Source organism: Burkholderia sp. AU45274, assembly GCF_030482505.1.
In the GTDB taxonomy this organism is placed as follows: Bacteria; Pseudomonadota; Gammaproteobacteria; order Burkholderiales; family Burkholderiaceae; genus Burkholderia.
Genome location: NZ_JAUJQE010000003.1, coordinates 407330 through 430616, shown reverse-complemented (window position 1 = coordinate 430616; position 23287 = coordinate 407330). Strand labels below are relative to the sequence as shown.

General features: G+C 67.2%; 18 protein-coding genes. 9 read left to right on the top strand and 9 right to left on the bottom strand.

Annotated elements, in window-relative coordinates; translation table 11 throughout:
* Positions 1-13: 13 nt before the first annotated feature.
* Genes QZM35_RS14755 through QZM35_RS14735 form a run of 5 tightly spaced genes read right to left on the bottom strand, consistent with a single transcriptional unit; the run spans position 14 to position 5719 of the window.
* Complete coding sequence (locus QZM35_RS14755) at positions 14-1333, bottom strand: hypothetical protein (protein WP_301776229.1); 1320 nt, start codon at positions 1331-1333, stop codon at positions 14-16.
* A complete protein-coding gene (locus tag QZM35_RS14750; protein ID WP_174945843.1) occupies positions 1323-2063 on the bottom strand; it encodes an outer membrane lipoprotein-sorting protein in 741 nt (246 codons plus the stop codon). The genes QZM35_RS14755 and QZM35_RS14750 overlap by 11 nt, the downstream gene beginning before the upstream one ends.
* Positions 2060-3277 carry an ABC transporter permease gene (locus QZM35_RS14745; protein WP_301776228.1) on the bottom strand — a complete coding sequence of 406 codons (1218 nt, stop codon included), beginning with the start codon at positions 3275-3277 and terminating at the stop codon, positions 2060-2062. Before QZM35_RS14745 ends, QZM35_RS14750 begins: the two co-directional genes overlap by 4 nt.
* Entirely contained in the window at positions 3249-3959 is a 711-nt protein-coding gene (locus QZM35_RS14740; RefSeq protein ID WP_089429816.1) for an ABC transporter ATP-binding protein, read from the bottom strand. Before QZM35_RS14740 ends, QZM35_RS14745 begins: the two co-directional genes overlap by 29 nt.
* The gene (locus QZM35_RS14735; RefSeq protein WP_301776227.1) at positions 3956-5719 is read right to left on the bottom strand and encodes a fatty acyl-AMP ligase; all 1764 of its coding nucleotides are present in this window, start codon (positions 5717-5719) and stop codon (positions 3956-3958) included. Before QZM35_RS14735 ends, QZM35_RS14740 begins: the two co-directional genes overlap by 4 nt.
* Positions 5720-6137: 418 nt before the next feature.
* On the opposite strand from QZM35_RS14735, the gene QZM35_RS14730 reads away from it, so the two are divergent.
* From QZM35_RS14730 to QZM35_RS14715, 4 genes are all read left to right on the top strand, one after another.
* A complete protein-coding gene (locus tag QZM35_RS14730) occupies positions 6138-7085 on the top strand; it encodes a fatty acid desaturase (protein ID WP_301776226.1) in 948 nt (315 codons plus the stop codon).
* A gap of 37 nt (positions 7086-7122) precedes the next feature.
* Complete coding sequence (locus QZM35_RS14725; protein ID WP_301776225.1) at positions 7123-7995, top strand: ferritin-like domain-containing protein; 873 nt, start codon at positions 7123-7125, stop codon at positions 7993-7995.
* Positions 7996-8610: 615 nt separating this feature from the next.
* On the top strand, positions 8611-9603 hold the full coding sequence (locus QZM35_RS14720; RefSeq protein WP_089476280.1) for a LysR substrate-binding domain-containing protein: 993 nt from the start codon (positions 8611-8613) through the stop codon (positions 9601-9603).
* A gap of 195 nt (positions 9604-9798) precedes the next feature.
* A complete protein-coding gene (locus QZM35_RS14715; RefSeq protein ID WP_301776224.1) occupies positions 9799-10623 on the top strand; it encodes an alpha/beta fold hydrolase in 825 nt (274 codons plus the stop codon).
* A 75-nt stretch (positions 10624-10698) separates the two neighbouring features.
* Here QZM35_RS14715 and proP read toward each other — a convergent pair whose 3' ends face one another.
* Both proP and QZM35_RS14705 read right to left on the bottom strand, forming a co-directional pair.
* Positions 10699-12168 carry a glycine betaine/L-proline transporter ProP gene (gene proP / locus QZM35_RS14710; RefSeq protein WP_089429811.1) on the bottom strand — a complete coding sequence of 490 codons (1470 nt, stop codon included), beginning with the start codon at positions 12166-12168 and terminating at the stop codon, positions 10699-10701.
* A gap of 276 nt (positions 12169-12444) precedes the next feature.
* Positions 12445-13491, bottom strand: a complete 1047-nt coding sequence (locus tag QZM35_RS14705; RefSeq protein WP_089429810.1) for a DNA topoisomerase IB — start codon at positions 13489-13491, stop codon at positions 12445-12447.
* Between the two features lie 141 nt (positions 13492-13632).
* On the opposite strand from QZM35_RS14705, the gene QZM35_RS14700 reads away from it, so the two are divergent.
* The 5 genes from QZM35_RS14700 (at position 13633) to yjfF (ending at position 18797) form a co-directional block, all read left to right on the top strand.
* Positions 13633-13854 (top strand): hypothetical protein, encoded by a 222-nt coding sequence (locus tag QZM35_RS14700; protein ID WP_301776223.1) that lies wholly within the window; start codon positions 13633-13635, stop codon positions 13852-13854.
* A gap of 269 nt (positions 13855-14123) precedes the next feature.
* Positions 14124-15086, top strand: a complete 963-nt coding sequence (locus QZM35_RS14695; protein ID WP_089429808.1) for an ABC transporter substrate-binding protein — start codon at positions 14124-14126, stop codon at positions 15084-15086.
* Positions 15087-15160: 74 nt separating this feature from the next.
* The gene (locus tag QZM35_RS14690; protein WP_301776222.1) at positions 15161-16675 is read left to right on the top strand and encodes a sugar ABC transporter ATP-binding protein; all 1515 of its coding nucleotides are present in this window, start codon (positions 15161-15163) and stop codon (positions 16673-16675) included.
* On the top strand, positions 16672-17712 hold the full coding sequence (locus QZM35_RS14685) for an ABC transporter permease (RefSeq protein WP_301776221.1): 1041 nt from the start codon (positions 16672-16674) through the stop codon (positions 17710-17712). Before QZM35_RS14690 ends, QZM35_RS14685 begins: the two co-directional genes overlap by 4 nt.
* Positions 17709-18797, top strand: coding sequence for a galactofuranose ABC transporter, permease protein YjfF (gene yjfF, locus QZM35_RS14680; protein ID WP_089429805.1), 1089 nt, complete (start codon positions 17709-17711; stop codon positions 18795-18797). Before QZM35_RS14685 ends, yjfF begins: the two co-directional genes overlap by 4 nt.
* Positions 18798-18929: 132 nt before the next feature.
* Here the strand turns inward: yjfF and QZM35_RS14675 are convergent, their stop codons facing one another.
* Together QZM35_RS14675 and QZM35_RS14670 are read right to left on the bottom strand one after the other, a co-directional pair.
* The gene (locus QZM35_RS14675) at positions 18930-21275 is read right to left on the bottom strand and encodes a sensor histidine kinase (RefSeq protein WP_301776220.1); all 2346 of its coding nucleotides are present in this window, start codon (positions 21273-21275) and stop codon (positions 18930-18932) included.
* Positions 21268-22104, bottom strand: a complete 837-nt coding sequence (locus tag QZM35_RS14670) for a response regulator (protein ID WP_089429803.1) — start codon at positions 22102-22104, stop codon at positions 21268-21270. The genes QZM35_RS14675 and QZM35_RS14670 overlap by 8 nt, the downstream gene beginning before the upstream one ends.
* Positions 22105-23287: the final 1183 nt, after the last annotated feature.

Here is a 23287-nt window from a genome sequence, read left to right as displayed (position 1 = left end):
GGCAGGGTTCCTGTCAGAAGCGCACGCGCACGGCGGCGTCGATACGGGTGCCGAGACCGACCATCCGGTACTCGGAATTGCTGTCGGAGAACGCGCGGGTGACCGCGACGTCGACGCTCACGCGCTTGTTCACATCGGCGACGATCTGCGCGATCGCGAGCAGGCCCTTGTCCTGCGGCGAATAGACGCCGCGCAGCGAATATTCGACGCGGCCGATCTTCTTGCCGAGCCGCGCGAACAGGTAGTCGCGCAGGTTGCCGTCGACGCTCACGAAATCGGCCGTGCCGCCGAGGCCGCCCAGCGCCGCGCCGGGCGCGACGGGCAGCAGCGCGTTGTTCACGCGGACCGCGCCGACCATCTGGCGCCACTGGTTCGCGTCGTAGCGCGCCTCGTCGTGCGACCACTCGACGATCAGCGAGAAGTTGCCGGGCAGTGCGCTCTGCATGCCGACCGCGCTGCGCCACATGACTTGGCGATCGTTGCGGCGATCGACCGCGTCGTACGCGGCCGGGGAATCGAGCGACGTGCCGTTCGCGATGAACGCAGGCAATGGCCGTGTCGTGCCGCGCTCGAGCCACGCGCTTGCATAGACGGTGTTCGAGCGCGCGACGTCGAACGACAGCGTCGCACCGGCGCCGCCATGGCCCGCATGCCGGCCGGCGAGCAACGCGGCCGAGCCGCCCGACCAGTTGTACGCACCGCGCACGAGCTGCGTCGCGCCCTGCACGTCGCGGTTGTCGACGTCGCTGCGCAGCGTGCGGTTTTCCCCGGCGATGAACTGCAGCGTGGTCTGTTCGCCGGCCCATTTCGCTTCGACGAGCGGCGTGCCTTCGACGTCGCCGTAGCGGTCGTAGATGTCGGCCGTCGCGGCCCGCTTCTGGAAGAATCCGAGCGGGAAGAACGCCTGCGACGTATCGAGCGGATCGATCCGCTTGCCGGCGGTGAGCGTGATGCCGTTGTCGAATGCGTAGCGCACGCCGGCCTCGTTGAAGCGGGTGGCCTGCGCGCCGAGCGAGTGGTTGCTGGCCACGGCACGGGCGTTCATGAACAGGTTCTCGCCGTCGATGCGCGCGAGCAGGCCCGCTTCCTGCAGGTTGCGCGGCTGGTCGCCGATCAGGTTGCCTAACAGCGCGTGCCCGTCCATGCTGTCGACGGTGCGTGTGTACGCGATGCCGTTCAGCGTGCTCAACTGTTCCATCAGCGATTCTCCGTGCGCGAGCGTGCAGCCGAGCGCAAGCGGGACGGCGAGCGCGGCGGCGGGCCAGAGTCGGCCGGATGATGGAAGGCGGCGGTCACGATGGGCGTCGACATGGGCGTTGTTGTCACTGGCCATCGGCAAGCGTGTCGGGATTGAACCAGCCCGACGGAATCTTGCGCGGCTGGCCGTCGAGGATGTCGACGACGCTCGCGCGCTGCTTTTCGATCTCGTTGCGATACGTGATCTTGCGGATCACCTTGCGCCCGTTCGCATCGACCGGCGCGGAGAAATCGGCGCTGCGGAACAGCAGGCCGCTCGCGAGGAAGAACTGCGCGCGCACCGGTACGTCGGTATCGGGCGTGACCCACAGCTTGATCGTCGGGTAGACGTTGTCGGGATCGGTCGCGGTCAGATCGAGCTCGGTGGCCGGCTTGCCGGCGATCGTCGTCGCGCCCGGCGCGGCCGATGCGTGATAGCTGTCCGCCCAGTGCGTGCGCGTGATGTCGCTGATCACGACCTCGCCCTGTAGCCGCTGCATCCCGTTGATGCGGACCGCGCTGCGCGTGTTCGGCACGTAGAACCAGTGGCCGCGCGTCGTCGCGAGGTATTTCTGGCCGTCGTTCTCGCCGCTGCGCGTCAGCGCGAGCGTGTCGCCGTTGCCGCGCGTATAGACGAGATAGCGCGTCGCGTCGCCGGACTGCCCGCCGACTTCGTTCGTGATCTGGATGTTCGTCTGCGTATCGGCGGCCGTGCTGCGGTATGCGTCGGCACGGGCAAGCATGGTCTGGGCCGTCGGGGCGTCGGCGGCATGCACGAGCGGCGCGCACGCGACGAGCGCGGCGGCCAGGTGGCGAATGCGAATCATGGGGCGAGTCCTTCGAGGATGTTGCGTTTGGCGAGGCCGAGCGTCGCGAGCAGCGCGGCGGCCACCCCGAGCACGACGAACGCGCCTTCGACGGCGGCCACGGCGGCCGGCGAGACCGTGAATTCGAGCAGGATCGACTTCACGCGCCCCGGCGGCGGCGGCAGGCGGATCTGTGCGTGATTGAGCGCGACCATCGTCAGCAGCGCCACCGCGATGCCGGCGGCGGCGCCCAGCAGGCCGAGGAAGGCGGTCTCCTGGATCAGCACGCCGCGCACCGTCGCGGCCGGCACGCCGAGCGCACGCAAGGTCGAGATCTCGCGGCGGCGCTCGACGATGCTCATCAGGATCCAGTTGCTCATCGACAGCAGGATGGTCAGGCAGAGAATCGCGCCGAACACCGAGAACTGGTTCTTGTACAGCGCGACGACCTGGTGATAGAGCGACACGAGCTGGTCCCAGGTCTTCACGTCGAGCGTCGGCAGCGCGGCGCGCAGCGACGCGGCGGCGGCCGGCGTGTGCGCGGTGTCCGACAGGAACACCGCGATGCGCGACGCCCGGTCGGTGCGCAGCAGCGCCTGTGCGGCCGTGAACGTCACATTGACGATCCGTTCGTCGACGTCCTTGTTGCCGGTGCTCATCACGCCGACGATCTGCGCATCGGTCGCGTTGATGCCGCCGTGCGCGGTCGACGCCATTAGCTGCACGACCGAGCCGACGTGCACGCCGAGCTTGCGCGCGAGTTCCGCGCCGACGACCACTTCGGTGCCGGCATTCGTCGGCGACAGGTAACGGCCCGACAGCACCGTGTGATAGTCGAAGAAGCCGGGCGGCTCGCGGTTCGGCTCGATGCCTTCGCCGACGAAGCCGTAACTGAGATCGCCGTTCGAGATCAACCCGTCGAAGTCGATGCCGCGCGCGGTGGTCGCGACGCCGGGCAGCGCCGCGATCGCGTGCGTGGTGGTGGCCTGCTCGTCGGCGGTGAGCCCGTACTGCAGCGGACGTTCGCCGATCAGGTCGAGATAGCCGTGGTGCAGCACCTGCACGTGGCCGACGCCGCTGTCGATCGATCCTTCGCGCACCGCATCGAAGGTCGCGATCACGTAGCCGAGCGCGAGGCTCGACGCGAACGCGGCGACGCCGATCATCGCCATCGTCAGCACGGTGCGGCGCTTGTTGCGCCAGAGGTTACGCCACGCAAACGTCGACCAGTTCACGATTCACTCCCGGTACGCCGTCGCGCATCTCGATGCGGCGCGGCAGGTGCGCGCACAGACGATCGTCGTGCGACGCAATCAGAAAGGCGGTGCCCAGCGTGCGGTTGGTGTCGAGGATCAGCTCGGCCACTGCCCGTGCGTTGGTGCTGTCGAGGCTGGCGGTCGGCTCGTCCGCGATCACGATCGCCGGTTCCTTGGCGAGTGCGCGCGCCAGTGCAACGCGTTGCTGCTCGCCGCCGGACAGCTCGCCGGGGCGATGACGTTCGCGCGCGGCGAGCCCCACCGCGTCGAGCATCGCGCGGGCGCGCTCGCGGCGCGTGCGCGGCGTGCCCCATGCGAAGCAGCCGAGCTCGACGTTTTCGAGCGCCGACATCACCGGAATCAGGTTGAACTGCTGGAACACGAAGCCGATGCGCTCGCGGCGAATCCGTTCGAGTGTGTCCGGCGCATCGTCGATCCGGCGGCCTTCGAGCCAGCGTTCGCCGCTGCTCGGCACGTCGAGAAAGCCGGCCAGGTTGAGCAACGTGCTCTTGCCGCTGCCCGACGGGCCGACGAGCGCGACGACGTCGCGCCGGCCGATCGAGATCGTCGCGCCGCGCACCGCGACGACGCGGCCCGCGCCCTCGTACACGCGCGAGACGTCGCGCAGTTCGAGCACCGGCGTGAGCGTGGCGGTCGTCATGCGTACGCTCCCTGGCCGGCTTCGGCGGCGGCCGTCGCGTGGATCACGGACAGCGCGCCGCTCGCATAGAGGTCGCGGCACTTCAGGCGCTGCAGCTTGCCGCTCGTCGTGCGCGGCAGCGAGCCGGGTTCGACGAAGCACAGATCCTGCGCGGCGAAACCGATGCGCGACGCGAGCAACTGCTGGCACTCGGCGCGCGTCTGCGGCGTCGCGTCGACGGGCCGCGCCTCGATCGCGACGACCAGCCGCTCGGTGCCCGTCTCGGGGTCGGGCAGCCCGAACGCGATGCAGGTGCTCTTGCGCAGCGTGCGATGCGACGCCAACGCTTCCTCGATTTCGTGCGGGAAGTAGTTGCTGCCGCGAATGATGATGACTTCCTTCTTGCGCCCGAGGATGTGCAGCTGGCCGTCGGCGATATAGCCGATATCGCCGGTGCGGAACCAGCCGTCTGCCGTCAGCGGCGCGGCGATCGAGCCGTCGTCGGGGTTCAGGTAGCCGAGCATCACCGACGTGCCGCGGATCGCGACTTCGCCGACCGCGCGATTCGCCAGCGCGTGGTCGCCGTCGTCGAGGATCCGGAACGCCATGCCCTCGATCGGCGTGCCCATCGCGAGCACGGTTTCGGTGTCGGTGTCGGCGCCGTCGTTCGCGGCGGCCGGTTGCGCGTCGCGGCGCTCGATCAGCGCGCGACGGTCGAGCGTGTCGGCGATCACGTACGGTGCGCCGTCAACGGCGCCGTCGTGCCACGCACGATGCATCGATACCGCGAGCGTCGATTCGGCCATCCCGTAGCACGGCTGCAGCGCCGATGCGGCGAGACCGTACGGCGCGAACGTCGCGGCGAAGTCGCGCAGCGTCGCGTCGTCCACGCGTTCGCCGCCGATGAAGATGTTGCGGCACGCGGAAAGATCCACGCCTTCCATCGCGGCGGCATTGAAACGGCGCACGCAGTAGCGCAGCGCGAAGGTCGGCACCGACGTCGTCGTCGCGCGCGCTGACGCGATGCGCTTCAACCAGCCGAGCGGATTCCGGATGAAGCTGTTCGGCTGCATCATCAGCAGCGGCGCACGGTAATGCAGGTTCGACAGCAGCGTGAGCAGCCCCATGTCGTGATAGAGCGGCAGCCACGACGCGGTGCCGTCGCCGGCCGCAATGTCGAAACGCACCGACCCGCCGATGCCGAGCACGTTCGCGATCACGTTCTCGTGGCTGAGCACCGCGGCCTTCGGGTGCGACGTCGAGCCGGACGTGAGCTGGACATGATGCGGATCGCGGCCATGCTTCGCGCTGATCAGCGCGCGCGCGCCGGCATCCGCGACGAGCGACAGCGTGTCGAGATCGACGACGCGCGTGAACGAAGCGGGAAACGCATCGTCGCGCCATGCGGCCGACTGCGCATCCGCGGCGATGACGAGGCGCGGCCGGTACAGCTCGCAGGCGACATCGATCACCTGCCGCCCGGTCGTGGCGCGGCGCGTCGGAACGGGCACGGTGCAGGGCAGTGCGCCCGTCATCACGCAGGCCATCATCGCGACCGCGTGCTCGACCGACGCGGGCAACGCCAGCATCACCATGTCGTTCTCGCGCACGTCGAGTTCGCGCAGCGCGCCGGCCTGGCGAAACACTTCTTCAGCGAAGCGCCGGTACGTGATGCTCGCCTCGTTGCCGGCGTCGTCGACGAACGTCATGCGATGCATGGCGCCCGCGACGTCCTCGAGCGATTCGATGAGGCGATGAATGGTGGATGCGCACTTCGTCACGAGGATTCTCCCCTTGAGGAACACGGCCGCTCGCGCCACGGTGCCGGCGGCGCCGTTCGTCGAGTGAGGGGGATTCTTGCCGGATCGACATGACGCGACAAACGGAATATTTGCAGGCTATGCATGAGCAGCACGCATCCACTCGGCACTGCCATGTGTGTATACGCGCGAGCCCGTGCGAGGTGAATGGTCGGTACGCATTCGACCGGTCGTCTAGTTCACGATGTGGTGCGCTCATGCGCGGGCGTCATGCAATGCGTTCGGAAAATTCGTTTGTCCGAAGCATCGACTCACAGAAGAATTGCAACCCGGCAGCGCGCCAGTGTCGCCGCGTCATCGTGCCGGGCAGGGTCCGGCCAAGGAGAGCATTTTGTCCGTCACCTCATCGCTTCTCGCCCGTCAGAAACCGGTTGCAGACATGAAGAGCCGCCCCAGCGGCGTCGTCTTCTCGCTGAAGCTCGCGGTCTACGTCGCACTCATCGCGCATGGCATGCTGTTCGCGCTGTCGACGGTCGTGGTCCTGAAGATCGTCGGCATCCCGCTGATCGGCGCGATGTACGCGCACGGGGTCGAGCTGCAGCATCAGGCGCTGCATTACCAGGGATTCAGGAGCAAGCGGCTCAACATGGTGTTCGGCGTGCTGCTCGGCATGCCGATGCTCGTGTCGTTTCATGCGTACCAGGACAGCCACCTGCGCCATCACCGGCTGCTCGGCACGCCCGAGAACAAGGAGTTTTTCGACTACGGCGACCAGTACGGCGCGCGCCCCGTCGTGAATCTCGGCCTGTGGGCGTGGCGGCTGTCGATGGCCGCGCACTATATCCAGTTCGCGAAGAACGTCGCGAAGCTCGTCGTGCCGGGCGCACGCTTCGGCGACAACCCGCTCGTGTCGCGCGCGATCCGCCGCGATCACCTGCTGATGGTCGCGGCGATCGCGCTGCTGGCCGGTGTGTCGATCGCGCTGCACACTTGGTTCGTCGTGTGGGTGTGGGTCGTGCCGCTCGTGTTCGTGGCCGCGCCCGTGCATGCGCTGGTCGAGATGCCCGAGCATTACCGCTGCGACCTGACGAGCACCGATCCGTTCCGCAACACGCGGACGATCGAGAGCAATGCATTCATGACGTGGTTCACGAACGGCAACAACTATCACGTCGAGCACCACATGATGCCGAACCTGCCGATCGAGCGGCTGCACGATCTGCATGGCGCGATCGGGCCGCGCATCCGCTATTACCACCGCACCTACCGGCAGTTCTACTACGCGCTGCTGCGCGGCAGGCTGTCGCCGCGCACGGTGGACGACGATGCGGACGACCGCGCACCCGACGCCGAAACGGCGGCGCCGGCGTCCACGCAATCGGCATGACCGGGCCGGTGCCGGGCCCGAATGCCTTTCAACGACGGTGACGACGATGCTCTATCCGGAACTTTTCAGGTCGCTGGAAGCGGTGCGCTGGGACATGGAGACGGACATTCCGTGGGACCGCTTCGACGCGTCGCTGCTCACCGACGAGCAGGCCGAGACGATCAGGATGAACGCGATCACCGAATGGTCGGCGCTGCCCGCGACGGAAATGTTCCTGCGCGACAACCGGCACGACAGCGACTTTTCCGCGTTCATGAGCGTGTGGTTCTTCGAGGAACAGAAGCATTCGCTCGTGCTGATGGAATACCTGCGCCGCTTCAAGCCGGCGATGGCGCCGACCGAAGCGGAACTGCACGCGGTGCGCTTCGAATTCGACCCGGCGCCGCCGCTCGAGACGCTGATGCTGCACTTCTGCGGCGAGATCCGCCTGAACCACTGGTACCGTTGCGCGGCCGACTGGCACACCGAGCCGGTCATCAAGCAGATCTACGAAACGATCTCGCGCGATGAAGCACGCCACGGCGGCGCGTATCTGCGCTACATGAAGAAGGCGCTGAACGACTGCGGCGACGTCGCGCGTGCCGCGTTCGCGAAGATCGGCGTGCTGATGGCATCGGCGCGCCGCACCGAGAAGCCGTTGCACCCGACCAACCTGCACGTGAACCAGGCGCTGTTCCCGCGCGACACCGTGCAGTCGCGCCTGCCCGATCCGGAATGGCTCGAGCGCTGGCTCGACGAGCAGATCCGCTTCGACGGCGAATGGGAAAAGAAGGTGGTCGAGCGGATCCTGCACAACCTGTCGATCCTGTTCGAGCGCCCGTTCGCGACCGCGCAGGAGCTGAACCGCTATCGCCGCGAAGTGACCGCGCGAACGCCTCGTGTGACGGACGGCGTGGTGGACGCGGTATAGCGGCGCGCATCCCGTCCGGTAAAGGGCGGAACCGATTCCGGACGACAGAGTGGTGTCATGCACGCGGGTTGCCGTTTCCGGGCGGCGGCAATATTCATTGCCGGACATAATAGGTTCATCAATTTACGGCAATTGAATGGTGCAATTCAATTTCATGCGTTTAGTATGTTTTTATAAACACGAAATAACGGATTTAAATGGTATTCCGCGTGTAGGTTGAGGTGTGGTTTCTTTTCGTAATACGGTAAATGAATAAAATCGTTTGGTGATTGAAATTGAATTGTAGGTGTGCGGACGTGCTTCTGCTGTGGCGTCCGTATCGTCGTCATGACGTCGATTTTCGCCTGTAATGTGCTGTTTTTACGCGATTTCGTCGGTCATTCTTCGCGCCATTCTGGCCGCTTATTGATTTACAAAATCACTACTTGATAATGGTAATGTAAGAATATCTGGCCGATGAAAATCGATAGATAAATACGAGTGTCACGATTGAAAATAAGAATGATCCGCATCCATGCTTCAATATAAAATCGTTTCCGAATCCAAAAAGGAGAAACGAGTCAGGGAGACGAACGGCGACTTGCCTGTCGGTGGGTGCAACTTTGAGGCGGCGGTATGGCTAATGTGAGATTGGCAAAGCGATTGAGAAGTATGCCTTCGCTGGATTTCCTGAGAGGCTTCGAATGCGCGGCGCGTCATTTGAGCTTTACGCGTGCCGGGCAGGAACTGAACGTCACGCAATCCGCCGTGAGTCGGCAGGTCAAGGCGCTCGAGGAGCAGCTCCGGATCGAGCTCTTTCATCGGCACATACGTTCCCTGACGCTGACCGACAAGGGGCGGGAGCTGTACGACGCGATCTCGTTCGCGTTGTCCGACCTGGAATCGGTGATCGGCAAGCTGTCGTCGAGCGTGGGCCAGCGCGCGATCTCGTTGTCGACCACCGTTTCGTTCGCGGCGCTGTGGCTGATTCCGCGCCTCGGTTCATTCCGCGCCAGCTACCCCGACATCGACGTACGCGTATCCGCCACGAGCGAAATTGAAGATCTTAAACGCAAACGTTTGCACCTGGCCGTGCGATATGCCGGGCCGTATACGTCGACGGACGAGACGGACGTGCTGTTTCGCGAGCATGTCGTGGCGGTCTGCAGCCCGAGCCTGATGCCGGCGCCGGGCGACGTCGCGTCGATGAAGCCGGAGGATCTCGACAAGCACGTGCTGCTGCATCTCGACGATCCGCGCGGCGAATGGCCGTGGCACGGATGGAGCCATCTGCTGAAGGAGCTGGGCGTGCCGCGCCTGCGGCCCGCCGGCGCACTGCATTTCAGCCAGTACGATCAGCTGGTGCAGGCCGCGGTCGACGGGCACGGCATCGCGATCGGGCGGCGGCCGCTGGTCGACGGGCTGCTGAAGCAGGGCCGGCTCGTCGAGCTGTTCCCGCACTGCACGGTCGCATCGGGCAGCTACGTGCTGGTGCAGAACCCGGACGCATGCAACGAGTTCGATATCGCGGTGCTGACCAACTGGCTGCTCGAGCAGGCGAGTCATCCGCTCGCGTCGGACCAGGAAACGGCCGGCAGCAACGTGGTGCCGATGTATCGCGTCGGATAGGACGGTCGCGGCACGCCGTCACGCGTGCGTGTTGAAGGGGCATGCGGCAGGGTCGACGCGCACGCAGGTGCGAACCGTCATGCGCCGCGCCTGCAACCTGTGCGATGATGCGCCGCTTCGCCTTCGTTGCAGCACGCCGCCGACCGCGGCGCCCGGTTCCGGGCCACTGCCGATCGCGCCGACACCGGAGACGACATGCCCGCAGTGAACATTCATGGCAGCACCCTGCATTACCAGGATCACGGCACCGGGTTCCCGGTGCTGCTCGGGCACAGCTATCTGTGGGATGCGGCGATGTGGGCGCCGCAGATCGACGCGCTGTCGCGCCAGTATCGTGTCATCGTGCCGGACCTGTGGGGGCACGGCGCATCGGGTGCGATGCCGGAAGGCACGCAGACGCTCGACGATCTCGCCGCGCAGGCGAGTGCGCTGCTCGACGCGCTGGCGATCGAACAGTGCGCGCTCGTCGGGCTCAGTGTCGGCGGCATGTGGGGCGCGCGGCTCGCGTTGCGCGAACCGCAGCGCGTGCGCTCGCTCGTGCTGATGGATGCGTCGCTCGAGGCCGAGCCCGAGGCGACGCGGCTGCGCTACTTCGGAATGCTTGACGCCATCGCCGCCGCGGGCCGTATCGCGCCGCCGCTGCTCGATGCGATCGTGCCGCTGTTCTTCCGACCGGACGTCAATCTGACGGGCCCGGTGCCGTCCGCGTTTCGCGACGCGCTGGCGAACCTGCCGGCCGACCGGTTACGGCAATCGATCGTCCCGCTCGGCCGGTTGATCTTCGGCCGGCCCGACACGCTGCCGGCACTCGCCGAACTGGACGCCGAACGCACGCTGCTGATGTGCGGCGCGGGCGACATGGCGCGCCCGCCGTCGGAAACCGTGAAGATGGCGAGCGTGATCGGCTGCACCCATGCGCTGGTGCCGGACGCCGGCCACATCTCGAATCTGGAAAATCCCGCGTTCGTCACGCGCATGCTGCTCGACTGGTTCGACGCGCAGCGGCTGTCGGCAGGCTGACGCGGTGCGCGCGACGCGCCGCATGTCGCGCGGCGTCGCGTCACGTCATGAGCGCCAACGCTACCCGCGCCCGCATCACGCACGTTCGCTGACCGGCGTGAGCTTCCTGTCTTGCCCGCGCGCTTCGTCGGCCTGGCCGCGAACGAGGCTCAGCGCCTCCGCGCGACTCGCGACGCACGGCGCGGAGCCGGGCAGCGGCTGGCGCGCCGTTTCGCGCAGCGCGAGCACCGACACGATGCCGATGAACGATGCGCCCATCAGGTAGTACGCGGGCATCATCAGGTCGCCGGTGCGATCGACGAGCCACGCGGTGACGAGTGGCGTCGTGCCGCCGAACAACGACACCGACACGTTGAAGCCGATCGCGAGCGCGCCGTAGCGGATGCGCGTGGGGAACAGCGCGGGCAGCGCCGACGGCATCACGCCGGTAAAGCACGACAGCAGCACGCCATAGATCAGCATCCCGCCGAACACGGGCAGCATGCCGCCGGTGCGGATCAGCATCAGCGCCGGCACGGCCAGCACGAGCAGGCCCACGCAGCCCGCCATCATCACCGGCTTGCGGCCGACCTTGTCCGACAGGTGCCCGGCGTAGAGCGTCATCGGCATCATCAGCACCATCACGAGCAGCACCAGGAACAGGCCGTGCGATTCGCGGAAGTGCAGCGTCGCCGACAGGTAGCTCGGCAGGTACGACAGCGCCATGTAGTCGGTCACGTTGAAGATCAGCACGAGGCCGACGCATTGCAGCAGCGGCTTCCACTGTTCGACGAGCAGCGTCGCGAAGCGTTGTTTCGGCCGCGTGCGTTCGTCCGCTTCGCGTGCTTCGGCCTCCTTCTTGAACGCGGGCGTCTCCTCGAGTTTCAGCCGGACATAGAGCCCCACGAGGCCGAGCGGGCCGGCGATGAAGAACGGCACGCGCCAGCCCCACGACAGCAGCGCTTCCTGCGACAGCGACGCGGTGAGCAGCGCGACCGTCGCCGCGCCGAGCGTATAGCCGATCAGCGTGCCGAACTCGAGGAAGCTGCCCATGAAGCCGCGGCGCCTGTCGGTCGAGAATTCGGCGATGAAGGTGGCCGCGCCGCCGTACTCGCCGCCGGTCGAGAAGCCCTGCACGAGGCGCGCGACGAGCAGCAGCACGGGCGCCATGATGCCGATCGACGCGTAGCTGGGGATCAGGCCGATCGCGAACGTGCCGACGGCCATCATGATCATCGTGGCGGCGAGCACGCGCTGGCGGCCGATGCGGTCGCCGAGCGGGCCGAACACCATGCCGCCGAGCGGGCGCACGAGGAACGCGGCCGCGAACGTGCCGAAGGTCGCGAGCAGCTGCGCGGACGGGCTGCTGGACGGGAAGAACACCTTGCCGAGCGTGACGGCGATGTAGCTGTAGACGCCGAAGTCGAACCATTCCATCGCGTTGCCGAACGCCATGGCGCCGACCGCGCGCTTGAGGACGGCGGGGTCGACGATCGTGATGTCATCCAGCTTGACGGACTGGCGCGAAGATCGGGTTTTCGCGGGGCGCGCTTGCGACGGGCTCAATGAACTCTCCTGGAATGCCTTGGCGGCGCGGCCGGCGGGAACGCAGCGGGGGCGTGCGGGCCGACGGACAGCGAAGGCGGATGTCTCGGGGATGCGTCGATGCCGGTGGCGTGACGCGCGTAGCGGACGACACCGGGCAGGTGTGTTGTGCGAACCAGTTTAGGGAAACGGGCGCGGGCGGCTATCGGTCATGCGCCCGGAACCCGGTGGTAAACGACATCGGGTTCGTGTGGGGCCGGCTGCGTCGAAGCGGGTGTGTCCGGGCGATGTGCGCAGTCATGTCCCCATGCGCCGGCGTGCGCTGCGGAGCAACGCCACGAACGCCGCTTCGTCCACGCGCAAGCCGCGCGGCGTACGCCGGACCGCGAGCGCGGCGAGCGTGCCCGCCTCGAACGCGTCGAGCACGGCCGGATGGATGTAGCAGCGCCGGCACACGGCCGGTGTGTTGCGCAGTAGCTCGGCCACCGCGCGCACGGTCTCGACGATCTGCTTGCGCGCGTGCGTGACGCCGCGATGCTCGGTGCGCCGCAACAACCCGAGCGCATGCACGCTGCCGGCCCAGGTCCGGTAGTCCTTCGCGGTGAAATCCGCGCCGCCGGCCTCGCGCAGGTAGTCGTTCACGTCGGACGACCCGACCGGATGGCGTACGCCGTCGTCGTCCACATACTGGAACAGCTCGTGCCCGGGCAGCTCGGCGCAGCGCCGCACGATGCGCGCGACCCGCGCGTCGTCAACCGTCACGTCGTGTTCGATCCCGCTCTTGCCGGCGAAGCGCAACTGCACCTGGCCGGGCTGAATTTTCACATGACGCTTGCGCAACGTCGTCAGCCCGTACGAGCCGTTTTCGCGTGCGTATTCCGTGTTGCCGATCCGCGCGAGCGTCGTGTCGAGCAAGCGGACGATCGTCGCCACGACCTTGTCGCGCGGCATGCCCGGCAACGCCAGATCGCGCGTGACGCGCGCGCGGATGCGCGGCAGCGCACGCGCGAACGCGGCCATCCGCGCGTACTTGTTCGCGTCTCGCGTCTCGCGCCACAGCGGGTGATAGCGATACTGCTTGCGCCCGCGTGCATCGCGGCCGGTTGCCTGAAGATGACCGCGCGGGTCCATGCAGATCCACACGTCGGTGTACGCGGGTGGAATCGCGAGCGCGTTGATACGGGCAATTTCGTCGGCATCGCGCACTCGCACACCGTCGGGCCCGTAATACGCGAAGCCGTTGCGGAGCGGCCGGCGCGTATAGCCGGGGCGGCGGTCGTCGACATGGCGCAGCGGCCCGGCGGGCATGCGCGCCTTCGGCTGCGACGGGGCGCGCTGCTTCATGCTGCGGCGCGTCGATCGACGTCAGTGCCGATCCGCGTATCGTCGGGCTGCGTTCCGGGCGGACATCCTGCGCGCACGGTTTTCTCCTGTTTATGCGTACGTTCCGGTGCTGCGCAGCAAGAACCGTGCGCCACTCCCGGCATGCGCGAGAAGGCCCGGCGCAAGCGCGCGCCGGACGGGCATCCGGGTGTTTGTTTCCGCTGCATGGACGAAACAACGCAACGGCTTCGCCCGGGCAAGCTGACTGCGGCCCGATGTCGGCATCGGGCGGATCGCGTCGACGCCGTGTCGCGTTCAACGAACATCGAAGCTGCCGCGGAGATCGTCGAGGTCGGCTGGAGCGAGCGTTTTACGATGCCGTGAGGCAACGCGCCGGTGGTGCGCTGGCTCGTGCAAAGGCCGCCTGGAACGGGCCGCGTCGTTCGTTTAGGTGTTTATACGTATGCCGAATCCGATATCGCCCCAATCCAATATTTCATTAGAAGGTTATCTGACTTGTTTCTAGACTGATGCGGGGCATGCAGACCGGGCCGGCGCGACGCCCCCGGCCGGCGCACAGCCCCGACCCGTGCCTGCGCCACGCAGAAACAGAACAGCGCAACGGCAGACAACGACATCATCGGAGACGAACCATGACATTCATCAGGAAGCTGGCGGCCGGCGCGATCGTTGCCGCGGCGACGGTGCTGGCCGGCGGCGCGCACGCGCAGCAGAAACCGATCACGCTCGGCTTCTCGCAGGTCGGCGCGGAAAGCGCGTGGCGCACCGCGAACACCGTGTCGGTGAAGGGCGCGGCGAAGGACGCCGGCATCAACCTGAAATTCTCCGACGCGCAGCAGAAGCAGGAGAACCAGATTCGCGCGATCCGCTCGTTCATCGCGCAGAAGGTCGACGTGATCGCGTTCTCGCCGGTCGTCGAATCGGGCTGGGAGCCCGTGCTGACCGAAGCGAAGGCCGCGCACATCCCGGTGATCCTGACCGACCGCGGAGTCGACGTGAAGGACCCGTCGCTGTACGTGACGATGATCGGCTCGGACTTCCTCGAGGAAGGGCGGCGCGCCGGCCACTGGATGGAAGAGCGCTACAAGAACGACCCGGGTCCGATCAACATCGTCGAGCTGCAGGGCACGGTCGGCTCGGCGCCGGCCAACGACCGGCGGGCCGGCCTGCTCGAAGTGATCAAGAGCAATCCTAAGTTCAAGGTGATCGCGTCGCAGAGCGGCGACTTCACGCTGGCCGGCGGCAAGCAGGTGATGGAAGCGTTCGCGAAGACCTACGGCAAGCAGATCAACGTCGTCTACGCGCACAACGACGACATGGCGCTCGGCGCGATCCAGGCGATGGAAGAGGCGGGGATCAAGCCCGGCAAGGACGTGAGCGTCGTGTCGTTCGACGCGACCAAGGGCGGCTTCCAGGCGATGGTCGCCGGCAAGATCAACGTCGACGTCGAATGCAGCCCGCTGCTCGGCCCGCAGTTGATGACCGCGGTGAAGGACGTCGTCGCCGGCAAGCAACTGCCCAAGCGCATCGTGACGAACGAGACCGTGTTCCCGATGAACGTCGCGGCCCAGGTGCTGCCGACCCGCAAGTACTGAGCCACGTACCGACGATCCGGCGCGGGCGGCGGTGTTGCGGCCGCCCGGGCGCCAACCGTTTCGAGGGAGGATGCATGGAGAGTCCGCCGGTGGTCGAGATGATCGGCATCGACAAGTCGTTTCCGGGCGTGAACGCACTGCAGCGCGTGAACTTCCGGTTGTTTCCGGGTGAGATCCACGCGCTGATGGGCCAGAACGGCGCGGGCAAGTCGACGCTGATCAACGTGCTCACCGGCGTGCATGCGCACGACGCGGGCGAGATTCGCGTCGGCGGCCGGGTCGTGCATTTCGCCGCGCCGCGCGAAGCCGAGGCGGCCGGCATCCAGACGCTCTACCAGGAAGTGAACCTGTGCGCGAACCTGTCGGTCGCGGAGAACATCTTCGCGGGCCGGCAGCCGATGCGGCGCGGCGCGATCGACTGGAACACGATTCATGCACGTTCGCGCGCGGCGCTGGCCGAACTCGACCTGGCGCTCGACGTCACGCGCTCGCTCGACGCGTATCCGATCGCCGTGCAGCAGATGGTCGCGATCGCACGGGCGGTGTCGGTCGACGCGCGCGTGCTGATTCTCGACGAGCCGACGTCGAGCCTCGACGACGGCGAGGTCGCGCGGCTGTTCGACGTGCTGCGCCGGCTGAAGGCCTCGGGCATCGCGATCCTGTTCGTCACGCACTTTCTCGAGCAGACCTACGCGGTGTCCGACCGGATCACCGTGATGCGCAACGGCGAGCGCGAAGGCGAGTATCTCGCGCGCGACCTGCCGGTCGACGTGCTGGTCGCGAAGATGACCGGCCGCGAACGGATGTCCGACACGCTGCAGGCGGGTGCGGCGGCGGTCGAACGCACCGCCGGCGAGGCCGACCCGTTCCTGTCGATGCAGCAGGTCGGCCGGCGCGGGATGATGAGCCCGCTCGACCTCGACGTGCGGCCCGGCGAGATCGTCGGACTGGCCGGGCTGCTCGGCTCGGGGCGCACCGAAACCGCGCAGCTTGCGTTCGCCGCGGAGCGCGCCGACACCGGCGCGATCGAGATCGACGGCGCGCGCACGCGGCTCGCGTCGCCGCACGACGCGGTTCGCAACGGCATCGCGTATTGCCCGGAGGATCGCAAGAAGGAGGGCATCGTCGCCGCGCTGTCGATCCGCGAGAACATCATTCTCGCGCTGCAGGCGCGGCGCGGCTGGTGGCGGCTGATCGGGCGGGCGCGCCAGCGCGAGCTCGCCGATACGTACATCGCGCGGCTCGGCATCAAGGCGCGCGACGCGGAGCAGCCGATCGGGCTGCTGTCGGGCGGCAACCAGCAAAAGGTGCTGCTCGCGCGCTGGCTCGCGACGGAACCGAAGCTGCTGATTCTCGACGAGCCGACGCGCGGCATCGACGTCGCCGCGAAATTCGACATCATGGAGCGCGTGCTCGCGCTGTGCGCGCAAGGGCTCGCGATCCTGTTCATTTCGTCGGAGATCAGCGAAGTCGTGCGCGTGAGCCACCGGATCGCGGTGCTGCGCGACCGGCGCAAGGTCGCCGAACTCACCGGCGCCGACGCATCCGAGGAGCAGGTATACCGGCTGATCGCGGGAGGCCAGTCATGACGCGGCTGCGCACGTTGTTCCGTCATTCGCTCGTGTGGCCGGTGCTGACGCTCGCGCTGCTGTTCGCGCTCGACGTCGCGTATCGCCCGGGCTTCCTGTCGATCACGCTGCTCGACGGTCACCTGTTCGGCGCGCCGGTCGACATCCTGAACCGCGCGGCGCCGCTCGTGATCGTGTCGCTCGGGATGACGCTCGTGATCGCGACCCGCGGGATCGACATCTCGGTCGGCGCGATCGTCGCGATCGCCGGGGCGGCCGCGGCGATCGTGCTCGAAGCGGACCCGTCGCGAATCGGCGTGGCGCTGGCTGCCGCGCTCGGCGTCGGGCTGCTGGCCGGCGCATGGAACGGGCTGCTGGTGGCGTTCGTCGGGATGCAGCCGATCATCGCGACGCTGATCCTGATGGTGGCCGGCCGCGGCGTCGCGCAACTGCTGACGGGCGGCCAGATCATCCCGATCGGCGCGCCCGGCTACCTCGCGCTCGGCGGCGGCTATCTCGCGGCCGTGCCGTGCGCGGTGTGGATCGCGCTGGCGACGATCGCCGCGACCGCGCTGCTGGTGAACCGCACCGCGCTCGGGCTGTTCATCCGCGCAATCGGCGTGAACCCGGTCGCGACACGGCTCGTGGGGCTGCGCTCGGGGGCGATCGTGTTCGGCGTGTATCTGTTTTCAGGCGTGATGTCGGCGCTCGCGGGCATCCTGGCCAGCTCGAACGTGCGCAGCGCCGACGGCAACAACGCGGGGCTGCTGCTCGAACTCGACGCGATCCTCGCGGTGACGCTCGGCGGCACGTCGCTGCTCGGCGGCCGTTTCAGCCTCGCCGGCTCGGTGCTCGGCGCGCTGATCATCCAGACGCTCACCTATACGACCTATTCGATCGGCGTGCCGCCGGAGGCGACGCTCGTCGTCAAGGCGGTCGTCGTGATCGTCGTGACGCTGATCCAGTCGGACGCGGCGCGCGCGCTGTTCGTCCGGCACGCGTCACGGCTGCTGTCTTCCGCGCGTTCGCGCGCCACTTCCGGAGCGACGCCGCGATGAACCGATTCCTTGGCCGGCTTGCCGACCCGCGCACGCTGCCGATCGTCGTGACGATCGTGCTGTTCGCCGCGCTGTTCGGCTTCGGGTCCGTGACCTACACGGGCTTCTTTTCGATGCAGGTGCTGACCGGGCTGCTCGTCGACAACGCGTTCCTGTTGATCGTCGCGATCGGGATGACGTTCGTGATCGTGTCGGGCGGGATCGACCTGTCGGTCGGCTCGGTCGTCGCGCTGACGACGATCTTCTGCGCGGTCGGCGCCGAGCGGCTGCACTGGCCCGTGTGGGTGATCGTGCCGCTGGTGCTCGCGTTCGGCGCGCTGTACGGCGCGGCGATGGGGGCGCTGATCCATTATTTCCGGCTGCAGCCGTTCATCGTCACGCTCGCCGGGATGTTTCTCGCGCGCGGCGCGTGCTTCCTGATCACGACGCAGTCGATCACGATCAACGAGCCGGTGTTTCATGCGATCGCGGGCTTCAGCGTGCCGGTGGGCGGCGGCACGCTGAGCGCGGGCGCGTTGATCGCGCTCGCGACGCTGGCCGGCGCGATCTACGTCGCGCATTTCACGCGCTTCGGCCGCAACGTCTACGCGATCGGCGGCAACGAGCGCTCGGCGCTGCTGATGGGGCTGCCGGTCGCGCGCACGAAGGTCGGCGTGTACGCGCTGAGCGGCTTCTGTTCGGCGCTCGGCGGCGTCGTGTTCACGCTGTACGTGCTGTCGGGCTACGGGTTGCAGGCCCAGGGCATGGAACTCGACGCGATCGCCGCGACCGTGATCGGCGGCACGCTGCTCACCGGCGGCGTGGGCTACGTGGTCGGCTCGGTGTTCGGCGTCGGCATCCTCGGCACGATCCAGGTGCTGATCACGTTCGACGGTACGTTGAGTTCGTGGTGGACGCGGATCGTGATCGGGGCGCTGCTGTGCGTGTTCTGCGTGCTGCAACGGGTGATCGAGCGGCACGCCGCGCGGCGGCGCACGGGCGGCACGGGGCTCGGTGCGCCGAGGCCGGAGCGCGACCCGGTGCGGGCGCGGCCGGCCTCGCCCGACGAGGGCGCCGCGCTGGTTTCGACGATGCGGCGGCTGTAGCGCGCATCGTCCGGCGGGGGGCGCGGCACGACGCGTGCTGACGCGACGGTGGGGGTGCCGATGCGCGGGCGGTCGCATCCGGCGGCCGGCCGGTGCCCGATCGGCGCGTGCGCGCCGCGGTGGCCCGTGCCGTCAGGCCGGCCCGGCCGCGTCGGCTTCGGCGTCGAACGCCGTCGCGGCGCGGCGCGCCTGTTTTAGCGAGCCGGCCAGTTTCCCGATCGCGTCCAGGTCCAGTGCATCGAGGTGTTCGCGCACGTCCCGCACGAAGGCCGCGTAATCCGGCTCGTCCGCATACGGGCCGAGCCATGCCTCGATATCGGTCAACTGCCCGTTGTCGGCCAGCAGGATCAACTGGTCGAGCGCATCGTCGGGCGGGCACGGCATCGTGGGCGCGGTGTCATCCGGCTCGGCCTCGCCGTCCGGATGAAACCGCCGGACGAGCTCCGACACCGGCACGAGCGCGTGCCCGACGGCGGGCGCGACGATCGCGAACGAGAATGCCGTGCCGACGCCCGGCTGGCTGGCGACGGCCAGCTCGCCCCCCATCGCGCCGACGATGCGCTGCGCGATGAACAGGCCGAGCCCGGTGCCGCCGTTCACGGCCTGCACCTGCTGGTACGCGCGGAAGATGTCGCGGTTGCCGCTGATGTCGATCCCGATGCCCGTATCGGCCACTTCGAACAGCAGGCGCCAGGCGTCGCCTTCGCGCGCGGCATGAATCGACAGCGTGACCGTGCCGTCGCGCGTGAACTTCGATGCGTTGGACAGCAGGTTGAGCAGCACCTGCTGCAGCCGCATGCCGTCGATCGACACCGTGCGCGGCAGCGGCGTGGCCGGCCGGTAGACGAACCGGTTGTCCTGCTGCGCGCACAGCGCGAGCGCATAGTGGCCGATGTCGTCGAGCAGGCCGGGCAGGTCGGTTGCATCCGGCGTCACGCCGAGCGGCTGCAGCTCGGCCTTCGTGAACGCGAGCAGCTCATCGATCAGCGTGAGCTGGTAGCGGATGCTGCGGTCGATCGACCGGATCAGCCGCGCCTGGCCGCGCGTCGCGCCTTGCAGCAGCAGCTTCGCATAGCCGTTGATCGTGGACAGCGGCGCGCGCAGGTCGTGGCTGACGTAGCCGAGCGTCTCGATCTTCTGCTGCATGTGGGTCGTCACCTGCTGCAGCGCGTCGTTGAGCGCGAGCGTGCGGCGTGCGACTTCGTCGCGCAGGCGATCCTGCTCGGTGAGCTGCCAGTGTTCGAGCCGCTTCCTCGCCTCGGTACGCTGGCGGCCGACGTGGTGGATCCATGCGGCCAGCACCAGCAGGTGCGTGGCGAGCCCGACGATCGCGATGACGGGGTTCGGGAAGATGTCGGATTTCAGCCACGCGAGCGCCGGCGGCAGCGTGTTCATGCCGTCGAGCACGCGGATCAACATGTTGAAGGTGGCGATCGCGATGGCGATCAGCATCACGCGGCCGGTCGGCGTCCGGCGGATCGCGAGCAGCAGCGCGAGGCTGATGTTGACGATCCCGAGCACCGCGTTCAGCCGCAGGCAGAACCACGTGAACGTCAGCAGGTCGCCGCAGGCGGCGCCGATCATGCCGATCCCTTCGAGCGCGAGGAAGGCCATGTAGATCGCGCGCATCGGCAGCTTCGCCTGCTCGCGCCGGGCGACCATCAGGATGAAGACGACGAAGCACGACACCGCCAGGTACGCGAAGATCACTTCGCCGCGCGCCGACCATTCACGCAGCGCAGGCGGCAACGCCAGCGCCAGATAGCCGCGGTAAGCCGCTTCGAACAGTGTCGTGCCCAGCGCCACCGCGGCCAGCACGTGAAACACGCCGCTGCGCGAAAAGAACCCGATCAGCAGCGCGCACCACATCAGCGCGAGCAACCCGCCGAAGAAGCCGAAGTCCCACATCGTCGCGCGACGTTCCAGCGCATCCCATGCCGCGCGCGTGAACGCGGCCGGCGCGAGCCGCATTTCCTTGCGCGACGTGACGCGGATCAGGACGGGGACGCTTTCGCCGGCACGCAACGTGACGTCGAGTGCCGGGTAGCGCGATGACGGTCGGGCGTCACTACCGGCGCCGGCGGCCGGGAAGCGGCTGTCGAGCGTCCACCCGCCGTTCCGGCCGAGATAGAAGTCCGCCTGGTCGACGCGGGCGTCACGAATCACCAGCACCAGCGGGCGCGCGGCGCTGTCGCGGTTGGTCAGCGTGGCGCGGATCCACCACGCCGATCGCGAGAACTCGACGTTGAACGACGACGTGCCGGCCACCGGCGTGCCATGCGCCGGATCGGCGAGCCGTGCGGCGACCTGTTCGGCGGACATCGTCGTACTCGCGTCCTCGAAGACCGACACGGTGTCCAGTTGCGCGGGGTTCGGCGTCGACGCGGCGTGCGCCGTCGCGCAGGTGACGGCCATCGCGAGCAGGAGCAGCAGCACCGCGCGACATCCGGCTGCCCATGCCGCGTGGCGCCTACCCATCGTGATGGTGCGCCCCGGGTGTGGCGGGCGGGGCATTGACCGCATGGCGCTGGCGCCGCCAGTCGGACGGCGTGATGCCGAAGCGTTCGCGGAAGGCGGTGGCGAAGTTGCCGGGCGTGGAAAAGCCGATTTCCTCGGCGATGTCGCCGATCCCCATCGACGTCTCCGCGAGAAAGTGCATCGCGGCGCGCAGGCGCGTGTCGCGCAGATATTCGAACACGGTCTGGCCGAGATGGTCGCGGAACACGCGGGACAGGCGCTTCTCGTGCGTGCCGACCTGCCTGGCGAGATCCTCGAGCGCCGGCGGATGGCGCAGGTCGCGCAGCAGGACCTCGGACGCCGCGCGCACGAGGGCCGCCTCCGGGTTGTCGGGCAGCTCGGGCAGATGCGCGAACGGCTGGCTGCGCCGCGCGCGTTTCAGGTGATTGCGGATCCGGGCCAGCACTTCGGTCGGCTCGAACGGCTTGATGATGTAGTCGATCGCACCGGTTTCGAGCCCTGCGATGCGATCCTCGAGATCGCCCGCGGCCGTCAGGATGATGACTGGGATCGATTGCGTCGAAGGCGTCGACGCCAGCAGCCGGCACGCCGCGAAACCGTCCATGCGCGGCATGCGGACATCCATCAGGATCAGGTCGGGCGCGATCGCCTGCGCACGGTGATACGCCTGCAGCCCGTCGAACGCGACGCTGATCCGGCACCGTGCGGCCCGCAGGATTTCGGTGAGGAGCCGCAGGTCGTTCGGGCGATCGTCGACGACAAGAATATGTGCGTCAGCAAGATCCGGCGTGGGACGAGGCGACGCCGGACTGGACGAGCGGGATGACATGGTTGCGGAGGCGGTGGAAGGGTGGCCGGTCAGATGACGTGCATCGCGGTCTGCACGATTGTTGCGAAAAATTATATGCCGACCACAGGTCACATTGTGAGGATTCCGTGTGGCATGTGGGGGCTTGTGCGGCGGGGATGTTGCGTGCTTGCCGCCACGGCGTCCGGCCGGAAGAAACGGAAGTGGAAAAACATGCCGGATCGGTTTTTAATAATCGGTCGTTATTGCCGGATCAATTCGGAATAATGGGAATGGGAAGGGGCGGTTAATCAGTTTGACGTGCGTTCAGAAGTCGACGCCTGCTATGTGAAAAGAATGAAGAAATTGTGAGTTGCGTGATTAATTTTTTGATGTCGGCGGGTCGAAATCGTGTTAATCGTGAAATCGCAATTTGCGTTGGAATGTATGAATTTAAATGCTGTCTTCTCGGGAAAAGGGTTTTTCCGCTCGGGAAAAGGTTCGTTCTGACGAATGCCAGCAAACTAGCCCCGGCGCGGCTGGAATCGGTTCTTTCAAACGGTCTGGATCGCGTGGATCGCATGCCGAAGTTCTATTCCGATGCATGCGATACCAATGAGACATTGATCGATGTCATATCCCATGATATGGGATCGCGTCGGCAAGAGAATAACTGGCACGAGGGTAATGCAGATTTCATTATTCACCGAATACGTTGCTATATAAGAGAAATCGGTGAGTTCTGGAATGCAGTTGGGCATGACGCACCGGTCGAGACGAAATCATCAACGAAATTCGATCGATTAATTCGGTGCAGGGGTCGTCCGGCAAGTCGTCGATGCTGTTCCGGGATTCCGGAAAGGCGTTTGAAGGCCGGACGGAAGGGGTGCGTGGCTGCGCGTGGGCCGTCCGAGGGTTCGATCCATCGGGGGACGGTCGCGCGCGGCGCGCTTTCGAATCAGGCGGGTACGAAAACGATGAACACAACAGGCATGACAGGCCAACGCACCGGTTCGCACGAACCGGCGGCGCATGCTTCAGCCCCGGGGATCGCACGGCGTCATCCTCCTCCTGAATGAAACAGGGCGGGCCGCCCCCGGGTGCGGGCCGGCTTCCGCCCATCCGGCGTCTGAATGACGCTTTTCCATGAGATTCGAGGTCGTCGCGGGTTCGGCGCGACGGCGCGCGCGTGCGCGGATGAACGGCACGCCCGGCGTCGAGCCGC